18 protein-coding genes and 1 riboswitch are annotated in these 20,328 nt (G+C 38.6%); of the genes, 11 read left to right on the top strand and 7 right to left on the bottom strand.

What is annotated here, in order from left to right:
• Positions 1–78: 78 nt before the first annotated feature.
• The 7 genes from KUV80_RS14380 to KUV80_RS14350 form a co-directional block, all read right to left on the bottom strand.
• Positions 79–1,290, bottom strand: a complete 1,212-nt coding sequence (locus tag KUV80_RS14380; protein WP_222463428.1) for a DUF4129 domain-containing protein — start codon at positions 1,288–1,290, stop codon at positions 79–81.
• Positions 1,284–2,504: a DUF58 domain-containing protein gene (locus tag KUV80_RS14375; protein WP_222463427.1), complete on the bottom strand. Its 1,221-nt coding sequence runs from the start codon at positions 2,502–2,504 to the stop codon at positions 1,284–1,286. Before KUV80_RS14375 ends, KUV80_RS14380 begins: the two co-directional genes overlap by 7 nt.
• 2 nt (positions 2,505–2,506) lie before the next feature.
• Positions 2,507–3,448 carry an AAA family ATPase gene (locus tag KUV80_RS14370; protein ID WP_222463676.1) on the bottom strand — a complete coding sequence of 314 codons (942 nt, stop codon included), beginning with the start codon at positions 3,446–3,448 and terminating at the stop codon, positions 2,507–2,509.
• Positions 3,449–3,594: 146 nt separating this feature from the next.
• Positions 3,595–4,395 carry an undecaprenyl-diphosphate phosphatase gene (gene bacA, locus KUV80_RS14365; RefSeq protein ID WP_222463426.1) on the bottom strand — a complete coding sequence of 267 codons (801 nt, stop codon included), beginning with the start codon at positions 4,393–4,395 and terminating at the stop codon, positions 3,595–3,597.
• A 137-nt stretch (positions 4,396–4,532) separates the two neighbouring features.
• Positions 4,533–5,120 carry a 3D domain-containing protein gene (locus tag KUV80_RS18915; RefSeq protein WP_222463425.1) on the bottom strand — a complete coding sequence of 196 codons (588 nt, stop codon included), beginning with the start codon at positions 5,118–5,120 and terminating at the stop codon, positions 4,533–4,535.
• A gap of 207 nt (positions 5,121–5,327) precedes the next feature.
• Positions 5,328–5,486: an aspartyl-phosphate phosphatase Spo0E family protein gene (locus KUV80_RS14355; RefSeq protein ID WP_222463424.1), complete on the bottom strand. Its 159-nt coding sequence runs from the start codon at positions 5,484–5,486 to the stop codon at positions 5,328–5,330.
• Positions 5,487–6,015: 529 nt separating this feature from the next.
• Complete coding sequence (locus tag KUV80_RS14350; RefSeq protein WP_222463423.1) at positions 6,016–6,183, bottom strand: aspartyl-phosphate phosphatase Spo0E family protein; 168 nt, start codon at positions 6,181–6,183, stop codon at positions 6,016–6,018.
• Between the two features lie 42 nt (positions 6,184–6,225).
• Positions 6,226–6,313: riboswitch (cyclic di-GMP riboswitch) on the bottom strand.
• A 280-nt stretch (positions 6,314–6,593) separates the two neighbouring features.
• On the opposite strand from KUV80_RS14350, the gene KUV80_RS14345 reads away from it, so the two are divergent.
• The 11 genes from KUV80_RS14345 to KUV80_RS14295 all read left to right on the top strand — a co-directional run bounded on the left by KUV80_RS14345 (position 6,594) and on the right by KUV80_RS14295 (position 20,182).
• A complete protein-coding gene (locus KUV80_RS14345; protein ID WP_222463422.1) occupies positions 6,594–7,904 on the top strand; it encodes a hypothetical protein in 1,311 nt (436 codons plus the stop codon).
• Complete coding sequence (locus KUV80_RS14340; RefSeq protein ID WP_222463421.1) at positions 7,901–10,684, top strand: DEAD/DEAH box helicase; 2,784 nt, start codon at positions 7,901–7,903, stop codon at positions 10,682–10,684. The genes KUV80_RS14345 and KUV80_RS14340 overlap by 4 nt, the downstream gene beginning before the upstream one ends.
• A 296-nt stretch (positions 10,685–10,980) precedes the next feature.
• Entirely contained in the window at positions 10,981–11,901 is a 921-nt protein-coding gene (locus KUV80_RS14335) for a hypothetical protein (protein WP_222463420.1), read from the top strand.
• A gap of 33 nt (positions 11,902–11,934) precedes the next feature.
• Complete coding sequence (locus KUV80_RS14330; RefSeq protein ID WP_222463419.1) at positions 11,935–12,705, top strand: SDR family NAD(P)-dependent oxidoreductase; 771 nt, start codon at positions 11,935–11,937, stop codon at positions 12,703–12,705.
• A gap of 129 nt (positions 12,706–12,834) precedes the next feature.
• Positions 12,835–13,113, top strand: a complete 279-nt coding sequence (locus KUV80_RS14325; RefSeq protein ID WP_222463418.1) for an HU family DNA-binding protein — start codon at positions 12,835–12,837, stop codon at positions 13,111–13,113.
• A 171-nt stretch (positions 13,114–13,284) separates the two neighbouring features.
• Entirely contained in the window at positions 13,285–15,132 is a 1,848-nt protein-coding gene (locus KUV80_RS14320) for a PAS domain-containing sensor histidine kinase (RefSeq protein WP_222463417.1), read from the top strand.
• A 52-nt stretch (positions 15,133–15,184) separates the two neighbouring features.
• The gene (locus KUV80_RS14315; RefSeq protein WP_222463416.1) at positions 15,185–15,433 is read left to right on the top strand and encodes a hypothetical protein; all 249 of its coding nucleotides are present in this window, start codon (positions 15,185–15,187) and stop codon (positions 15,431–15,433) included.
• Positions 15,434–15,506: 73 nt separating this feature from the next.
• Entirely contained in the window at positions 15,507–15,959 is a 453-nt protein-coding gene (locus KUV80_RS14310; protein ID WP_222463415.1) for a helix-turn-helix transcriptional regulator, read from the top strand.
• Between the two features lie 134 nt (positions 15,960–16,093).
• A complete protein-coding gene (locus KUV80_RS14305; RefSeq protein WP_222463414.1) occupies positions 16,094–17,854 on the top strand; it encodes a metallophosphoesterase family protein in 1,761 nt (586 codons plus the stop codon).
• Positions 17,855–18,039: 185 nt separating this feature from the next.
• Positions 18,040–18,480 (top strand): chemotaxis protein CheW, encoded by a 441-nt coding sequence (locus KUV80_RS14300; RefSeq protein ID WP_222463413.1) that lies wholly within the window; start codon positions 18,040–18,042, stop codon positions 18,478–18,480.
• Positions 18,481–18,493: 13 nt separating this feature from the next.
• The gene (locus KUV80_RS14295) at positions 18,494–20,182 is read left to right on the top strand and encodes a methyl-accepting chemotaxis protein (RefSeq protein ID WP_222463412.1); all 1,689 of its coding nucleotides are present in this window, start codon (positions 18,494–18,496) and stop codon (positions 20,180–20,182) included.
• Positions 20,183–20,328: the final 146 nt, after the last annotated feature.

Below are 20,328 nucleotides of genomic sequence, written 5' to 3'. Positions count from 1 at the left end.
TTAATTCCGACTACTTCTATATATCTAGTCTATTATATAAAGGTAAGAATGGACAGTAACATGCAAAAAAAAGAAGCCTTAATTAGACTTCTTCCTTTGAAGGTGCTCGGATTTTTCCAGTTTTTTGATGACTTGTGCATAATGTTGAAATTCCTCATGTGTTAGCTCTTCTTCACCGTAGCGTACTTTTTCATAAGCAGAGAGAACGGAATCAACGTCTTTTCCGGTGAGATTTAGCCGTTCGAACCATATAGAAGCGGATTCCCCAGGCATTCTTGCAAAACCGCGTTTATCCATAGTTTTTTCAAAATGCAAAAATTTTTTTCGAGTTCTGTCCTTTGACTGAGACCATCTTCTTTTATGGTAGGCGGTCTCATTTAAATCCGCACTGTTCAACACAGAAACTGCTCCACTAAGCAATGCATCGCCTTGGTTGTTTATTAATTTCTTTTTCCATATATAAAACAAGGTAATGAACAGAAGCAATGCAATCGTGGACCATAAAAGCAGAGAGTAATCCGTGGAAACCCATTCTTTAGCCTCTTGATCAAATATCTCTTTTTTAGGAGTGCCTGAATCACTTTTCCCTGTTTGATTCCCATGAAGTAATCCTTTTAAATATTCAATGAACTCATATAGATAGCTAAATAATTTCGCCAAAGGAACTGCCACAATGTAATACAAAAGGAAAAGTACTCCATCCACAATCCAATAAATAAATTGTTTGATGGGACCTAAAAAGGCAAAAATTATACCGCTTGACCCTATTAATGCAATGGGAACAGAAAAGTCTTTCCATACCTTTTCTGCAGAAGGTTGTTTAATATAGTGAATGATCATTTTAATCCCAAGCATAAGCATAAATTGAATCCAGACAGCTCCATACACAACAGAATAGCCATCCTTAAAGAAAAGGGAGAGAAGTAAGGCGGTAACGGCACTGATTGTAAAGATGACTTCTATATCTGACTTTAGGAGATCCTTCCAGTTTTCGGTGCTTCGCCACGTAAGGATTAGCGCAATTATTATGGAAAAGAGTGGAGATGAAGTCAGCAGCCAAAATACAATGACTGCCACTGCGAAAGTGCAGATCAGAGTTACCTTTAATTGCTTAGGTTTATAAATGTACAATCCTCCGCTAACGGCAACCACGGGCAGCAATCCTGCGATAAATATTCCGAAATCTAGCCAAGTAGCTCCTTGTAAAAGGATCACATACACTAAAAAGAGAAGCATAGCATCAAAGATAACGTCCATTCCATATAAAACAAATCGTTGTCTATTTAACATGGAACGACCTCCAGTGAAGAATAAGGCATCAAATAGGCTTCGGTTCCGCTTTGTTTCACATAAAATAGTTTGCCGCCCGCTTTTATCCACTTCTTATTGATGAATTGTGTATTGAGATCATCGGGAATATGTCCAAGAAGAATAATAAACGGGACGGAGCCAGTAAAATTCCGATCCATCTTTGTCCACATGATATGTGGCTTTACGGTTACACTTGAACGGTCAACACGGGCAAGGCCTTCAAGAATTTTGCTTAAATGCTGAGCGCCGCTTCCAGTTTCCACATGATACATACCTAAAGGACCAGGTACTTTAAAGTTTATATAGACTTCAAACGGAATTCCTTTTTCAGCAGCAAACTGGCACATGTAAGCGAGATAGCTAATTTCTTTTTCAATCTCATCAGATGCTTTCATATCTTTATGATCAGGCTGAATGGTATAAACAAACGTCCAGTGAAAGACGACTGTTTTTTCAAAAACCTTCGTTTGGAGACTTCCTGTTCTTGCTGTCGCTTTCCAATGCAGTTTGTGAAAGGCATCTCCATAAGAATAGTTCCTGTTTCCTGCAGGCAGTGAAACGTTCTCGAAAAGTGCAAACGGACGTGCTGCCTCACCGCTTCCTTGATGAAAAAGATGCTCAATCCTGTGAACTGGAAGAGGCCTAGGATATACGATTATCTCAGCAGGAAACAAATCCCGAAATGTCAATGCTTGCCCACTCGTCTGAAGTGGATCGTGAATATGGAGAGAAAGGTTTGAAATTCTTGTTGTTCCTCTTTTTAATGCCACAAATGGTATGACCTGGGTATATGCTGTTTTTTTATAAATAGAAAATGGACGTATTAATTCAATTTTTCCTTTTGAACCGAGATTTTCATTAAGCATGTTTGGTTCTGATATGACATTTCCATGAGTGAAAATAAGTTCACCTCTGAACGAGGGCCATCTTCCTTTATGAAGCAGCTTTACATAAAATTCATCAGAATCCCCAGGGAACAAACGATAAACTTGTTTTGAAAGATCTATATTTATATCTTGAACAGATGATTTAAACTGTAATAACGTTGCGCCATATAAAAAAATAATAATTAACCCCAAAACAAAAAGAAAGGAAATATTACGGTAAAAACCAATCAGGAGAATTAATGGACTGAACATGACGAGCGCTCGAAAGATTGGTTTGACCCAGATTTGATTACTCCATTGCTGCATCGTTATCTTCCTGCCTCAGATTCTACAGGTACTTCAATGCTTTCCATAAGTTCTTTCAGCACCTGATCTTTTGTTTTCCGCATCGTTCCTTCCATAGTAAGAACCAGTCGGTGAGAAAGTACGAATGGCGCAACATACTGAATATCATCAGGTGTTACAAACGTTCTGCCTTTCACGTAAGCTGCCCCTTGTGCTGCTTTCATGAACGCAAGGGTTCCACGAGGAGAAACGCCATTCTCGATAAACTCGTGGTTACGAGTTGCATGAACGATGGATAACAGATAATTTTCTACTTCATCGCTTACAAGAATGAACTGAACTTCTTCTTGCATTTTTAAAATGTCCTCCAAAGAGAAGACAGGTTCCAGGAGCTCTTGTGGATTTTGTGAACGATACATGTGCAACATATCTTTTTCTTGAGAAAAGTCAGGATACCCAGACGGAAGTTTCATAAAAAAACGGTCAAGCTGTGCTTCCGGAAGCGGGAATGTTCCATGAGATTCGATTGGATTTTGTGTTGCAAAAACTAGAAACGGTGAAGGAAGCTTAAGCGTTTCCCCATCAATGGTCACTTGTCGTTCTTCCATTACTTCTAACAGACTTGATTGTGCTCGGGGAGTTGCACGGTTAATTTCATCAGCTAATAAGATATTTGTCATTACTGGACCTGGGCGCATCTCAAATTCTTGATGTTTTGGATGAAAGAACTGGATTCCTGTTATGTCAGCAGGAAGGATATCTGGTGTAAACTGAATACGTTTATACTCGCCTCCGATTAGACGAGCAAGACTTTTCGCGAGTACCGTTTTTCCTGTTCCGGGTACATCCTCCAACAGTAAGTGTCCTTTGTTTACGATTGCGATCATTGTCAGTTCAACAAGTTCATCTTTACCTGTAAGTACTCCCGCGATTGCACTTTTAACTAGACTTACTTGGTTCAGCATGTTCATATAAATCGTCCTCTCAAACTTTAGATAAAATAACCATATCATTATTACAATATTTAGAAAATAATAAATTGTAATATTTTTGTAACAATGAATATAAAAAAGCCCACGATCCAATTGGAAAGTGAGCTTTTAGACAATTTTTATAAATAGAAGAATAGGGCTAAAACGGCTGCGATAATGAATCGATAATAAGCAAAAGGAGTTAACTTTACCCTTGCAATCAGTTTTACAAAGAATAAGATAGCAACAGCTGCTACTAAAAATGCCGTTATAAATCCGGTTAGAAAAAAGGGAAGATCAGCTGCACTTAAGATATCTCTGCTCTTATAAAGATCAAGGCCAGATGCCGCAATCATGATAGGAACAGCTTGGATGAATGAAAAGTCAGCGGCTGTACGGTGATTCAGTCCAGATACTAATCCTCCTGAAATAGTCGCGCCAGAACGTGAAAACCCTGGCCAAAGTGCTAAACATTGAAACAACCCAATCTTCAGAGCTTGCATATACGTCATGTCATCAAGATCTGAGGCATTTACACCTTTTTTGTTCTGAATCCTCTCAGCGAAAATCATCAAAAATCCGCCGACAACAAGCCCTATAATAACGGTTTTAGGTGAGAACAGATAAGCTTTTATAAAATCATGTACTAATAGTCCAAGAATCACTGCTGGCATAATCGCGATAAAAATGTGGCCTAAATTTAACGAACCACTTTTTTTAGCCATCTTACCAACACCAAGCAAGCTCCAGAGCCGATTCCAGTACAAAACAACAACAGCTAAAATAGAACCTAGCTGTATTACTATTTCAAACGTTTTTGCTTTGTCCCCAGTAAAATCTAGCATATGGCCGGCTACAATTAAGTGACCAGTTGAAGAAACCGGGAGAAATTCTGTTAAACCTTCTATGACACCCATTACAATAGCAATCCAAAGAAACATACATTCACCTTCACTTATTTTTCATTGATGAAATCTATTATAGTTGAGAAGAAGAACGTTGTCATATTCTTTTTCTAGTTAATCTTAAAAGGTGAAGCAGAAATGAAAAAAGATGGGGAAACCAGCCCCATCTTCCACTAATTCACTATTGTAATATTGATGTTCTTTCTTCCCCAATTAACAGCATCAGAGTGGTTTTTCATATAAACGTCAATTTTGTTGCCTTTAATGGCACCGCCAGTATCTGCTGCAACGGCATATCCATATCCAGGAACATATACAACTGAGCCCATTGGGATAACTTTAGGATCTACGGCAATTACTTTTGCATAAGGAATTTCTTTAAGGTTTGTCCCATTTGCAGTAGTACCGCTGCAACCTTCGCAATTTGCTGTGTAGGCAGTCGATTCAACTGTCATTCCTTTTCTTTGAATATTACTTTGAATACTATTAAATGTTTGTGGTCCAGCAATGCCATCCACGGATAAGCCTTTCGCCCGCTGATAATTCACGACTGCCTGTTTAGTAACAGAGCCATAATAACCTGTTGTAACTGCAAAATCAAAATAACCCATTGCTTTTAGTTTACCTTGAAGTTCATATACATCGTTGTCCCATACACCTGGTCGAAGAGTGTGATCACCCATAGCTGCTAGTCCGCTAACTGGGGCAGAAACGAGCATTCCAAATGCTAGAGCCCCTGTAATTACCCATTTTTTTATCATGTTGTAACTCCTCCTATTATGTATAATTGGTTAAATACGCCTCGGTTGCCAATTATACTAACGTAATGTAACAAACTCATTAGGAGAAGATAACAAAAAGATTACAATATTATTTTCATATAATAATAGAGTGGTTATGGAGGAAAAGGCTGGGGTTTTATCATGTTTTTAAGTACTCGACAAATTTCCCAGGAAATAGACAAGAATTTACTTCTCTTTACTAGATTCGTTCATAAAGCCTTCTAAACGGTTTAGTAGCTGATCTAATTCCTGACTGCAATCAATCGTTTCTTTAGCTGTTAATCCATATGTTTTCCCAAGGCACAGCAATACTTCACGTTTTTCCTCAATTAATTGTAATAACATGTTCTATTCACAACTTTCATGAGAGATTTTGTCTCAATAAATATGCATTATTTTTTTGAAAAGAGGAAGGGTTTCGTGGAAAAAAGTGAAAATGTTACACGATACAACAAATGATAAAAATGATTGTCGAATTCCATTTTGTGATGAAAACGTTTGAGGTAGGAAGCTAAAGGAAAAAATGGAGACGGAGATCGTTTTGAGAGGAGTTCGTTATGCATCACTCATTAAACATAGAATCCTATTGGCTGTATCTGTAGGAGTAACTGCTTTGGCAAAAAAATAAATAAACTTTATCCGATCGCTCAATGTGATGTATGAAGAACATCCGGAGTGGAGGCGTTCACAAGACGGCTTGCTATTATTATTGAGGCTTTGTATGCAGAGCTAGAGGGGATTGAAAGACGTGTTCGAAAGAATAGATTTCCTGTCAACTGACTGTAGAAGAGATGGAACGAATAGTAGATGCAATTGAGAAAAAGAGGATGATTAACAGTAGTGTAAAATGGCCAAAGACTTATGGCCATTTTTTTTATATATTTTTATGTCCTGAACTTCTGTATTGGTTGAGCAACCGATCTAGCTGCTGGCTTACCTTTACTAGCTTTGGGTGCGCTAATTCATGATTAAGCTGTGAAGAAGTACGATACAGCTCTTCTCTTAAGGCGCGTATGCGTTCTTGAATAGAATTCTCCTTCATATTTGTATCTCCCTTACATATTATTACCGACGAAGGAGTTCATTCGGCAACTGGCTGGCATATCTTTTTTAAAGACTTAGCCCCTTTAGCTTTGCGTCCTTCTCTTTCGGAAAGTTTGCCTTTTCGTCGATTTTTCCATAGTATAACATAATGGTCTTAATTTGTTTACAAAAAATTACAAAATAAGACACCATGATAAGGAATTCATCCTATAGGGTTTAATAAGTAACTAGGCTAAAAAAACGATGCTGTCATTTAGTTATCGGATCGTTTTCATTTGTTTTAAGAAGGATAAAGAGCTTTTTTTGGTCAAATGCTGTTATTTCCTTTAAAATAGAAATGATATGCATGAATGATTGTTCAAGTAATTTGCTATAATTGGTAATAAAACATAAAGGAGGGGAGACGGCATGAAACATTCTGAAGAAGCTCATGACAATAACCAGGTCAATTACGATTCACCTGAAAAGAAGGTTCAAAACACTCATTCGGTTGAATTATGGCGAGAGTATTTTTCGGAGCGGTTTGAAACCTTTGAAAAACGAAAATTGCAATCCGTCTCCTTTCGAGATCTGGCAGATGGGAAAGATACAAGTTATACATTCGTACATATCTACAGAGATTATTATCCTGCTCTTCTAAACGCAGGACAATTTTTTGACGAAGATATTGCGATGCTTTATAAATATCATGTACAAATAGAGACGTTGATTCGTCTTTTTGCATTTGAAGCACAATATGGTGTTGTCTCTTATATGCAAGGGAATTTTGATTCGACGGTGGAAAAGCTCTCTGACCAAATTTATGTGACATTAAAACAAATAAAAAGTGAAAAACTTCTTGATGAAAACAAAAAACTCATTGAGGAAAGTCTTAGAAATTTTCAAAGTCTTTATGAGATCCCACCTAAATGGGGATATTTGTTGTTTTATCTTTTTCAGATCAGCTGGTCATTGCTATATAAAGAAAAGTCATGGATTGAAAAATATGAGAATCAACTATTGGAAGAAAAAAAGGCAGGGAAGTCTACACAAATGCTTCAGCTCGCTCTTGTTCACTTTGCTTTTGCACGCAAGGATGATACGAATGCTTTTGAGCGGTTAGGAGAGAATGAAAAGAAAGTAGAGATGGTTCATTATCTTGTATGGATGAAGCTTTTAGTGGATAAGCAAGAATGGGATCGTTTGTTAACTTGGCTTCTTTACTTAAAGCCAAACTTTCTTGAAGGGGTAAACTCTTATTATTATCATTCTGACGCACGCGAGTTCTTTCATGAATACTTAAATTACTTTTGGAAATATGCCCAGCATACGGGGGATGAAGACCAATACGAAGAAATGCTGATTGAATTTTTGCCGATCACGTTTTACGAGTACGGTGAATATTTGATGGTCATCGGTGAGCATGAGCGTTGGGTAGAGCTACAGGTAATCATGGGTTATTCACCAGAGCTTATACAAAGAAAAGACTTAAAAGAAGTTCTTTCCTTTCAGAAAGAAACGGTTTTGCCGATTTACCATCAAACGATTGACCGTTTGATCAACGAACGAACGAGAAAATCGTATCAATCGGCAATCAAGCATTTAAAGACGCTTCGAACCATTTATTTTGATCTTGGTGAAGAAGAGCGTTTTTCCATGTATATCGACAGAATCGCTGCCGTGTATGGAAGGTTAAGAGCGTTTCAGGAAGAGTTAAGGAAAGGAAAGTTTATTTCATGATCGATACAAGCAATCTTTTACTCCACGTAAAATGGCTGCATGGCAACATGGTATTGTGGGCCACTAGACATCATAAAAGAGTGCATGTAAACGACTGGAAACCACTTTTATTTACATGGCATCAGCCATCTTTTTACGGGACGTTGCTCGATGTAGATGAACATCAAAATATTTATGTGAATGCCGGGGAAGCTTTCGACTTATTTAATCGTTACCCTGAATTTTTTCTATCGGAAAACAATTGGGAAGGAGATTCCTGGAAAACTATAAAAGAAGCAAATGAAGTGTACAGCTTATTGAAAAAAAATCGTGTTTCGCCTGATTTTGAAGCATGGAAATCAGGTGGATGGTCCTGGAAGGCAGATGGCCAACGGATTGATTCAGTATGGATTAATGAGGCATTGACTACGTTGCCTGACACAGCTTCAATCGCAATGCCACCTTCTTTTAATAAAGATCTAATAAAAGGAATTTCCAGGCAAGTGATATCAGCATTAAGTCATTTGGATGAAGACGAATGGCTTATTAAGATTGGCTGGCACAAGGATCCTAAACCGTTCAAGCTCATTTTTGAGATATTGGAGCCTACCGAGGAAGAGAAAGAAGTATGGCATCTTCATGTTTATCTCCAGGAAAAAGAGGAAGGGATTCGGGTTCCGTATATTGGAAAAAGTACACTTCTTCCTGATGAGTGGAAGCCTTATCAAAAAATGCTTGAAAAGGATTTGGAGCTCGCAGCTAAACTCATCTCATGGTTAAAAATTGGAAACCGTAAAGAAGTCAGAGAAGAGATTGGGGAAAAAGAAGCCTGGGACTTCTTAACGGCAAAAAGTGATCTGTTGCGGCAAATCGGAATCTCCGTGATTTTGCCTGCTTGGTGGCAAACCGTTACAGAACTTCAGCCAAAAGTAAAAGCTAAAATAAAATCGAAACCACAATCTGCTGGTGGAGCCCCATCGTTTCTAGGACTGAACGCGATTATGCAATTTGACTGGAGACTCTCTACCGGTGATGAGGAGCTTTCCGAGGAAGAATTCAGAAAGCTAGTGGACGGAAGCAGAAGGCTTGTCAAGAGAAATGGCCAATGGTACAGAGTGGATCCTGAGTGGATGAAGCAAGTCAGACATTTGATCAAAAATGTTGACCGCACCGGGATCCAGCTAAAAGATGTTCTTGAACAGCACCTTTTAAATATAGAAACCAATCCTGCTGAAGAGGAGTTGGACGGACTTGAAGTGGAAAGTCCAATGCTTGATCTTGAGTGGGATGAACCGCTTAATTTATGGATGGATCAGCTTTCTGAAATTAAAACGATACCGGTTGAGCCAAAGGCAAAAGATTTAATAGGTACTTTAAGAGACTATCAAAAAACAGGCAGCTCCTGGATGTATTTTCTTCGCAATTTCGGACTTGGCGGCTGCTTGGCAGATGACATGGGTCTAGGTAAAACCGTTCAGACAATCGATTATTTTTTAAAGGTAAAAGAAAAAGGCGAGCAAGAAGGAACATTCTTATTAGTTTGTCCGACGTCAGTAATCGGAAACTGGCAGAAGGAATTGGAGCACTTTTCACCATCGTTATCAGTAGGCCTTCATTACGGTAGCAACAGGAAAAAGGGTACAGATTTTGAAGAGTGGTATAAGAATTACGATATTGTCATCACATCTTACACAACCTGTCAGCTTGATTTTATAGAAATGGGCGGCACTTATTGGGAAACGATCGTGTTGGATGAAGCTCAAAATATTAAAAACAGTTATACGAAACAGTCAAGAAGCATTCGGAAACTGAATGGACGTCACAAAATCGCTTTAACCGGTACGCCTGTAGAGAATAGATTGCTTGAATTATGGGCGATCTTTGATTTCCTGAATCCAGGCTACCTAGGCAGTGAGCCTTCTTTTCAGAAAAAATTTGTTTTGCCGGTTGAAAAAGAAAACGACAGTCTCCGTCTTCAGCAATTAAAGAAACTCGTACAGCCTTTCTTATTGCGCAGAACGAAGGCAGATCCTGCCGTTCAGCTGAATCTTCCGGAGAAGCAGGAGATTAAAGAGTATTGTCCATTATCAAAAGATCAAGCTTCTCTTTATGAAAGACTTGTACAGGACACGTTTGAACAGCTTGAAAAAGTGACTGGTATGCAGCGTCGGGGTCTTCTTCTCGCGATGCTGGGAAAACTTAAGCAGATTTGTGATCATCCTTCGCTTTATACAAAAAATGAAAAGCTTTCAAGATTAGAAGACCAATCTGTGAAGTTTTCCAAAATGATCGAGCTGATCGAAGCCATCTTAGAAAAAAATGAAAAGTGTCTAATCTTTACACAGTTTATTTTCATGGGAGAACTCATTAAAAAATATGTGGAGAAAAAGTTTGGTATACCTGTGTTGTTTCTGCACGGAAGCTTATCCAAACAAAAACGCGATGAGATGATCGACAGTTTCCAAAACGGTGAAAACGCGATATTTATTTTATCTTTAAAAGCTGGTGGAACAGGATTGAACTTAACAGAAGCAAATCATGTAATCCATTACGACAGATGGTGGAATCCAGCAGTGGAGAACCAAGCGACAGACCGTGCCCACCGAATCGGACAAAAGAAGTTTGTTACAGTGCATAAGATGATTACACTCGGAACCTTAGAAGAGAAGATAGACATGATGCTTGAAAGTAAAAAAGAATTATCAGAGAAGGTGATTCAGAGTGAAAATTGGATTACCGAATTATCAACAGATGAACTAAAAGACCTCTTCACACTTCGAAAAGAGTGGGTAGAGACATAAGAGAATACACTAAGATGGGCCTGCTTAAAAAAGCATGCCCATTTTTTTTGTCGTTCTTTTATCACAGTTGTGTGTTTAAATATAGGCTGCTGTGTTCTAAATGATTAATGCTAAGCACCAAGGAGGCTCACCGCACACCACGTGGAAAGCTTAAAATCCTGAAACGGAAAACTATTGCTTTCAAAAAAACATAGTTTACGAAAACAACCTAAATAAAAAAAAGTAAATCCACAACAGACAGATCGTTTTATTTGCTACACTATCAGTAAATACCAAAAAATGGAGCGTGAGATAGTGTGTGGATTACCTCTCTTATAGGCTGGGGAACGTTTATTGCTTTTATGACATTATTAATCTGGATTTACATAAAAAAAGCGGATCGGGAAGAAACATATATCGGCTGGAAGATCATCGGCTATTATCTGCTAGGCACTTTTACATTTCGGATGGACTCTTGGGTACTGCCTGCAGGATTTGTGATCTTCCTTCTTTTTTTTCGTCCAAGGCTTTATGTGAATAGACAGGTGAAAAAGTGGGCTGCAATTGCAGGTGTTCTTTCTTTTTTATCTGGAATTTTGATTACACAATTCGAAGAGGCGTATCACGAGAAGAGTATTGTTTTTCATGCTTCTTCAACCAATGTCTTTCACATGAAATTAAATGAAGAGTATGAGATGGTAAAGTCAGCGATTGAAGCAGAAGGAGAATTAGTAATCAGCAATTTTGATCTCCAATTTACAAAATCAGGAAAGGTTGTTAAGCTAAGCTATGTCGGTTACTTTACGAAAGATGGAAGAGATATGATTGCTTGGGTTGAACAAAGAAACGGTACGTACAAAATAAATCTCCAGATCCTGCATGAAGAAAGTGATCGTTTGGTTTACCAAAACACCATTTCCTCACCAAGTATTTACTTCAAAGCCATAGATCTTCACGGGTTAAAAAAGATGGTACCGAATAGTGATCGTTACTTTGTAAGTTTTTCAAACAGCAGCAATCACAACGAAGCAGCAGATTCAAATGAAGATGAATCTTTTTGGGATATACAAAAATCAGGCATTAAAGAGTATACATTCGAAACAGTATCTGATGATATGGATTCAGAATCTAATTTTTCATACCACATTAATATAGCCAGTATGAAACTTATGGGTGCAGATTCTTACACGGCGCACCATCAATCATTTTTCCACATTTCAAACACACTTTATCAATAGACGATCCAGTAGAAAAAAAGGAGGCTATCCATCATGTATTTACCATCATTCTCATTAAAAGGTAAGACCGCTCTTGTAACAGGTGCTGGCAGAGGAATTGGACGAGCGATTGCAATCGGGTTTGCAGAAGCAGGTGCTGATGTTGTCGTTGTGTCTAGAACGCAAGCTGATCTTGTAGAAGTTGCAGAACAGATCCAGAATGCCGGCAGGAAAGCGTTTATTTTTGAAGCAGATGTTACGAATAAGCATCATATTGAGACGGTCTTTGAAAAACTAGATTCAGAACATATACGTTTAGACATACTCGTTAATAATGCTGGAATGAACATCCGTTCAAAGGCACTTGATGTTACAGACGATGAGTGGGATACGATCATGAATACAAATTTGCGTTCTGCTTTCTGGTTTTCACAAAAAGCGGGAGAGCGCATGAAAGAATATGGAGGCGGGAAAATCCTAACGATTTCGTCCGTAGCAGGAACTGTTGCACTCCGAACCGGTGTGGTCTACGCTTCTACGAAAGCAGCAATTATTCAAATGACAAAAAACCTCGCTCTCGAATGGGGGCAGTACAACATTAATGTGAATAGCATCGGACCTTGGTATTTTAATACGCCTTTAACGGAAAAATTGTTAGCAGATCAAGATTACTTGAATGATATTCTTTCCGTAACACCTCAGAAAAGAGTCGGTGAACTACCTGATCTTGTGGGGCCAGCTGTATTCCTGGCAAGTGAGGCTGCTAGCTATGTCAATGGACAAACTTTATTTGTTGATGGCGGCATGACCATCCAAGGCTTTTAAACAGCTGGTTTAGTAAACTATATAAATATTTTTCGGAATTTTGTTTCTTTCTGTATGAAATCTTCTGAATTCGTTAATAATGGTGCTACACAAGCAATAATTCTTAACGTTTAAAGGAGGAAATCTATAATGAAAAAAATGGATTTAGTAGATGCGGTACGCTCAGCAACAAGTATGAACAAAAAAGAATCTGCACTTGCAGTTGACGCGGTGTTAAACGCGATTACAGATGCCTTGAAAAACGGCGAAAGTGTCCAGTTGATTGGATTCGGAACGTTTGAAACACGTAACCGAAATGCTAGAAAAGGGCGCAACCCGCTTACTGGTGAGGAAATTATGATCCAGGCAAGCAATGTTCCTGCATTTAAGCCAGGAAAATCGCTAAAAGAAGCTGTAAAAGCTGTTTAATCGTCAACAAATGTAGAGGACGCTTTCTTTATAGAAAGCGTCTTTTTGTCATATTAAGGCGAAAAAAAGAAGAATTTGACGTTCGAATTAACAAAATGTTTGAAGGAAACGAGACGCCTTTATTTAAATACTAGTTAAGAAAGAAGTTCTAGTAAAAAAGGGTGGATAAAAATGAATGTTATAAGTCAGGACGAACTTCCTGCAGTTGCCACTTTTAAAGAGATGATTGATGTCCTGCCTGAATTTGTATGTCTGAAATATCCAGATGGGAAGTGGGCAGAAGCAAACCGGTTCGCTTTAAATATTTACGGTATATACGACAATGCATACAAAGGAAAAAGCTTAGAAGAAATGGAAACCCGGCTTTCACAAGAAGTAATCGAGCGCTGTAATATTTCCGATCAACTTGCTTGGGACACTGGTAAACCTACAAAAACAGCAGAAAAAATTCATTTTAAAAATGGACGGACTGTCATGCTGGAGCTGATCAAGCAACCGACCTTTACAAATGATGGCAAGCCTCAGATGCTGTTTGTAACAGGCAGAGATATTACGCCTCATAAGCAGAAGGAAGAAGAGCTCAGTGTAGCACTCGACCTTTTAGAATCCGTCCTTAAAGGGACAACAGACGCTATTCTTATCCTAAACACAAGGCAAGAAGTCATTAAAGTAAATGATGCTTTCATCCAAATGTTCGGATGGGAGGAAGAGGATTTCTTAGAAGAAAATGAAACTCAGCCTGTTATAACACCTTATCATCTTCAAGAAGAGTCAAAAAAAATAATCAACCTGTTAAAACAAGGCCAATCTGTTCCATTGCATGAAACTCAGAGGATTCACAAAGATGGAACAGTATTTGATGTGTCTGCATCTTTTTCGAATATATGTGACATGGATGGCAAGATCATGGGGTTTGTTATTGTTTATCGTGATATTACTTCACAGAAAAAAGTAGAGCGGGCTCTACGGGAAAGTGAGGCGAAATATCGTTTGATTGCGGAACACTCAACAGATTTAATTACAGTTATTGATCCTTCTGGCCTAATTCATTACGTATCACCATCCCATTTTACGGTTTTGGGATACAAGGATGGAGAGATTAAAGGAGCTATTCTGGATTTAGTCCATCCCGATGACTTGGAGGATCTATCCGAACATTTCATGAGAGCTCTTGTAAAAAAGGAGCCTTTTCAAACCGAATTTCGTTTGCGTCATAAAAAAGGAGATTGGGTGTTATTAGAAACACGCGGTGTGCCGGTTATGACAAAGGAAGGGCATGTAGAAAGCCTTGTTACGTTTGCTAGGGATGTAACAAAAGCGAAGCAAACAGAAGAACTGATGCTCAAATCTGAAAAGCTGTCAGTTCTTGGTGAACTGGCTGCGGGGGTTGCACATGAGATAAGAAATCCGCTCACTTCTCTAAAGGGGTTTACTAAGCTTTTATCAGATGCGGATGATGTAATTCGTTTAGAATATTTAAGAATCATGGAATCTGAGCTAAACCGGATTAATGACATTGTGGGAGAATTGATGCTTGTTGCGAAACCACAAGCGGTGAGCTTTGAACACACAAATATAAAAGATTTGATCTATAGTGTGGTAAGGCTATTAGAGACGCAGGCAATCATGAGGAATATCCAGATCTGGGTGAACATCGCAGACGATATTCCACCGGTGTATGGGGTAGATAATCAGCTTAAACAATTGTTTATTAACTTATTAAAAAATGCGATTGAAAGTATGGATTCCGATGGGGAAATACACATTAAAATAAAAACAAAAAACCAAAGGGTTCTTATCGAAATAACTGATCAAGGATGTGGCATTCCTGCCGATCGTCTTAAAACATTAGGAGAACCTTTCTATACGACAAAAGAGAAAGGTACAGGCTTAGGTTTAATGGTTTGTTTTAAAATAATTGAAGAACACGGCGGAGTCATCCACTTCTCTTCGGTAGAAGGGCAAGGAACACAAGTAGAGATCGAACTGCCGACAGCACCCGTTCAAAGTACGTTATAGGTTTATCGAACACAAAAAGAGACCACACTGTCAATAAGGGAGTGTGGGAAACGTGGAAAAATATCGAATCTTTTTTGTATATCGGATAAAAAATTTAAATTACATTCATGTACACGGTATGAATATGGAGAATAAAAAATTATTTACCGTCCTAATCTCATCACCAAACGATCAAGTGGATGTGTCTAAACACCATGAACAGCTGCCAACCGAACTTCTTTCTGTCATTGAAGGTGAGAGCAGCCGCATCAACGCTGGTCTGTATGATCTCGCACATTGGGAACCTTACACATATAGTTAGAGCTCCTTTCGATTTTGTTGAAAGGAGCTTTTTTGTGTAAAATGTTACTAAAAAGATAAAAGGAGATTCTCAGATGACACAGAATGAAATTGTCAATCTGTTAACAGGGAAGATTAAACTTGTTCGAACAGAACGGGGATACACGCAGGATAAGATGGCAGATATTTTAGGAATCTCAAAAAAGACGCTTGTTCAGATCGAAAAGGAAAGAATAAAAGCGAGCTGGACAGTAATTGTTGCACTATGTGCACTTTTTAGAAATTCAGAGATTCTTTACAACTCTCTTGGTGGCGATCCTCTAGATGTATTGGAAGTTATTGTGCACGAGTATGTAGCGAGACCAAAAGAAAAAACGTGGGGCGGGCATGTCTGGTGGAAGGAAGTTCTTTCCCATGAAGGATGCAAGCTTCAGCAAAATATCATCAGCCAGCATTTTCGCATACTAGATAAAAATGATCATCGCATTTACAGTTCATTTGATAAAGAAGAAGCTATAAAACGCTTGGAAGAAATTAAGTCTTCATAAGATATTTCGATGATTGTAATTTCCTTGTTATTTTATATTTAAACTGCTGTAATATCTCTGTCATTTTATATTTACATTGTCCTGTTACTTTAGTAGGGTAAGTGTTTTTACTTTGAAAAAAGGGAGTGCAGGATATGAGATCAAACACCAGTTGGAAAACGAAGTTAACAGCATTCGCCATTGCCTCCGTGCTAACCATTCCAGCAGGACAAGCTCATGCTGAATTATCTGGCATAGATAAGGCAGACGGCGGAATAGGAAATACCACTCATTTCACGGACGAAGTTCCTAATATTTCCTTAGATCCAAAAGTGGAGAATATTATTTACCCCCTTATGGCAACGCCAGCAATTAAGAAAAACGGTTCAGATTTAACTGTAAAAGTAGATACAAAAGGAAAAGAACCAGCTGGATGGGATGTTTCATTAAATCCTACGGAAGCTACAAAAGTAGATGGAACTTTTAAATTACCTGTAAAGAATGTAAAAAAAGGCTCATCACACTGGAAAAACAGCTCTTCCATTTATGATGTTACAGTGACTATCCCAGAAGGTGTGCCAGAAGAATTATTTGACCTTCAAGTTACTTATACCGGAGATGGAACACGAATTACAGACGATGAACCTAACTCTGTAAAAGTTGTAAAAGAGTTTAAGAAAGATTTCACGTTTATGCATCTCACCGACACTCATGTTGGTTCACCTCGTAACATTGCAGACCCAAATAATGCTACAGAAGCGGGAATGTGGGATCCGGATAAATCTAAGAGATGGTTGTATCTTCAAAAAACAATTAAACAAGTAAATCTGTTAAAGCCTGATTTTGTAGTAGTAACTGGTGATTTAATGTTTGGACAGATGAACCCCCAGGAATATATTTATGAATATGAAGAAACATATCGCATGCTCAAACAATTGAATGTTCCTGTTTACCTCGTACCAGGTAACCATGATTATTATGCTCAAGATGCAACTCTAGCAGACGGTGCAAAATATTGGGAACAATATTTCGGACCTCAATATTTCTCATTTGACTATGGTCCGTATGCACATATGATCGGATATAATTCATATGACTGGCATAAGTTTGACCGTCAAGGACACGGAACACTTTCAGTACCAACATGGGGCGGACAGATTCGTGATCAACAGATGGAATGGATTAAGAAGGATTTAGCCGATAATAAGGCAACTGCAGAACCTGGTCAAACGAAGGGATTATTCTCTCATCATAATCCAATCTGGCGTGACCGTGATATTTGGCCAACCTCTGACCCAAATGTAGTTGAATACTGGAAAGAATATGATGCTCAGCATGATCCTCAGAGCTTAACTACGCTCACAAAAGGTGAAAAACTAGGCATTGAATATGATCAACAGTGGCATGGAGAAGGTTCACACGAGTTGATTGATATTATGAAACAAAATAATGTAGATATCTCTCTTCATGGACACACGCATATTGATAACATTACAGAACAAGACGGCATTCTATATTCAACGACTGCTTCAATCGAATTATCAGCCAAGCCATGGGTAGGATATCGAATATTTGAGAAAGATCCTGCAAGCGACAAGTTTGGCTCATATGTGTTTGAAGGTCCTGATAAATCAATGCCTGTATATGAAAATGGAAACACATCCGCGGGAGTTGTGTCATTTGAAAACAGCTTTAAGCTGCCAAATGATGGATCACAAGTCACACAAACAGCAACCGTGACAAATCGTCTAAGCAAACCAATAACAGTCAATATTCCTTTCTACATGAAACAAGGGACTTACACAGCTTCTGCTGGAGAAGTCATCGAAACACAACTTTATGGAACAAAGCAATTTGTAGAAGTAAAAGTTACGATTCCAGCTAACAGCACGAAGAACATTGACGTAAAACGTTAAGAGTGTAAGTTACAGCCGTCTGAGCATTAAAGTGCTCAGGCGGTTTTTATGTGGTCAAAAATATTTTTATTAACGTTTAAAAGCAAGAAATTCTTACTAAAAGATTCCTTATACATAACCGATAAATAGGATGGGACATGAGACTATCGTATAATTTCGAAATACCTAGAGAAGGAGTAAGTGAAATGTCGCTTAGCACTCAAATGTTGAAAATGGTTATCGTTAAAGCAGGCGAAGAAGAATATGGGCTTCCTATCAACCATGTTGCATCAATCGAACGTGTTTTAGATATAACGCCTATGCCTGAAATGCCTCAAGAAGTACTAGGAGTCATTCACTTAAGAGGGAACATTATTCCGATCATTGACTTTGGTCAACTTCTCGGAAGCGCAAAAGCCAAGGTAACAGAGGCATCTAGAATTGTTGTTTTGCAAAATGAGCAAGGATATTTAGGACTGTTGACCGAAGCCGCAACAGATGTTATCGATATTCAATCCGACATGATACAGTCACCAGGGAGCTTTAATCAACAAGAAGATTCGTTGATTCAGGGTGTTGCCAAACAAAACGATCAATTAATTATCGTTTTGAATTGCCCTGTCATTTTTAAAAACAGAAATGTATAAGAAGAGGTGGCGTATGAAGTTAACGTTAAGAAAAAAATTAGTCGGTTCTTTTTTGACAGTTGCCCTATTATTCGCGGCTACATGCGGAATTTTCTTTTATTTCTTACAGGACATGCAAGGTACGTATAATGAATTATTAGACAGAAGAGCCGTCATCTTTAAGAATGCAAAAGAGATGGAGCTGCAGTCGACCATACAGAATAACAGTGTTCGGGAGTTTTTGCTTGAACAGTCTTCAGACAGCAAAGCAAAACTAATAGAGTCAACAGAGAAAATTAATTCACTTGTTGCAAGCACCATGAAACTCGTGAAAGTGGATGCGGACAAACAAAGATTAGAAAAAATTCAAGCGTTAAATACAGACTACAAAAATGAGTCTGAGAGAGTTTTAACAAATTCGACCAGCAGTATGGAAGCCGCTAATGAATATGCCAAAAGTTCTCTTTTTCCAATAGGGAGGGAGATGCGTAATGTTACGAAAGAAATGGCCCAAAGACAGTCTAATTTAATGGATGAAGGTATTATTGTTGTTCATGCTGCTGAAGGCAAAGTGATCTCCATCGTCACTATTTTAGGTATCATTATTGTTTTGGCATCAGTTGCGATCGGATTTGCCATCTCCCGTATGATTTCTAGACCTGTTGTACAAATGGCAGAAATGTTAAACGACATTGCAGATGGAGATCTGACAATGGATCCTATTAAAGTGAAGAACAAAGATGAGATAGGCATGCTTGCAGACGGGATCAATCATATGGGAATGAACCTTGCTACCCTCATCAGACAAGTTAGAGCTACTTCAGAGCAAGTTGCAGCCTCATCAGAAGAGCTGACAGCGAGTGCAGAGCAGACAAGTTTGGCAACAGAACAGATTGCTACCACGATTCAAGAAGTTGCAGGTGGTTCGCAGGAACAAGTGCGAACGGTTGAAGACATCGTAGAAGCGATGAATCAGCTTTCTGCAGGTATTCAGCAGATCGCAGTCAGCATGCAAAACATGTCAGAATCTTCTTCAAGATCTTTACATGTAGCAGAAGGCGGAAATGAAACCATTCAAAAGACGATTGGACAAATGGATGCCATCCATACGTCCATCACGAATACCTCTCAAGTGGTAAAGAATTTAGGAAATCAATCACAGGAAATTACAAATATTGTAGATGTAATTACAGATATCTCAGGACAGACCAATCTGCTTGCTTTAAATGCAGCTATTGAAGCAGCTCGAGCTGGCGAACAAGGAAGAGGATTCGCAGTAGTAGCTGATGAAGTACGAAAACTAGCAGTACAATCGTCGGCATCTGCACAGCAGATTGGCCAATTAATCTCAAGTATTCAGGAGCTGACAGAAAAAGCAGTAGAAGCGATGGAGTTAGGCACAGAAGAAGTTACTGGAGGCAGAGAACTTGTATACCGCTCAGGTGAAGCGTTTAAGAGCTTATACGAAAGTGTTGCCGAAGTTTCAAGCCAAGTGGAAGATGTTTCGGCAGCTACACAGCAAATGTCTGCCAGTACTGAACAAGTAGTGGGATCGATCGATGTAATCTCCTCAATGGCTGAAACGGCAGCCTCATCAACTCAAGAAGTTTCTGCATCAGCAGAAGAACAGCTTGCAAGCATGGAAGAAATCTCTTCATCCTCAAATGCGCTATCACAGTTAGCTGAAGAGATGAATGAAGCGATAAATAAGTTTAAAGTATAGAAGGATTATCAGCCGACAAGAAATGATTACAACATGTAATCTTTTGAAGCCGGCTTTTTTTATGTTTTGCGGTTTGCCGGAAATGATAAATGCGTTATTTATAAAAACAAAACAACCCAAAAGCATTTTTCTTTTGGGTTTCATCC

The organism is Fictibacillus nanhaiensis, assembly GCF_019801215.1.
Lineage (GTDB): Bacteria > Bacillota > Bacilli > Bacillales > Fictibacillaceae > Fictibacillus > Fictibacillus nanhaiensis_C.
This window is presented reverse-complemented; position numbering and strand designations above follow the sequence as displayed.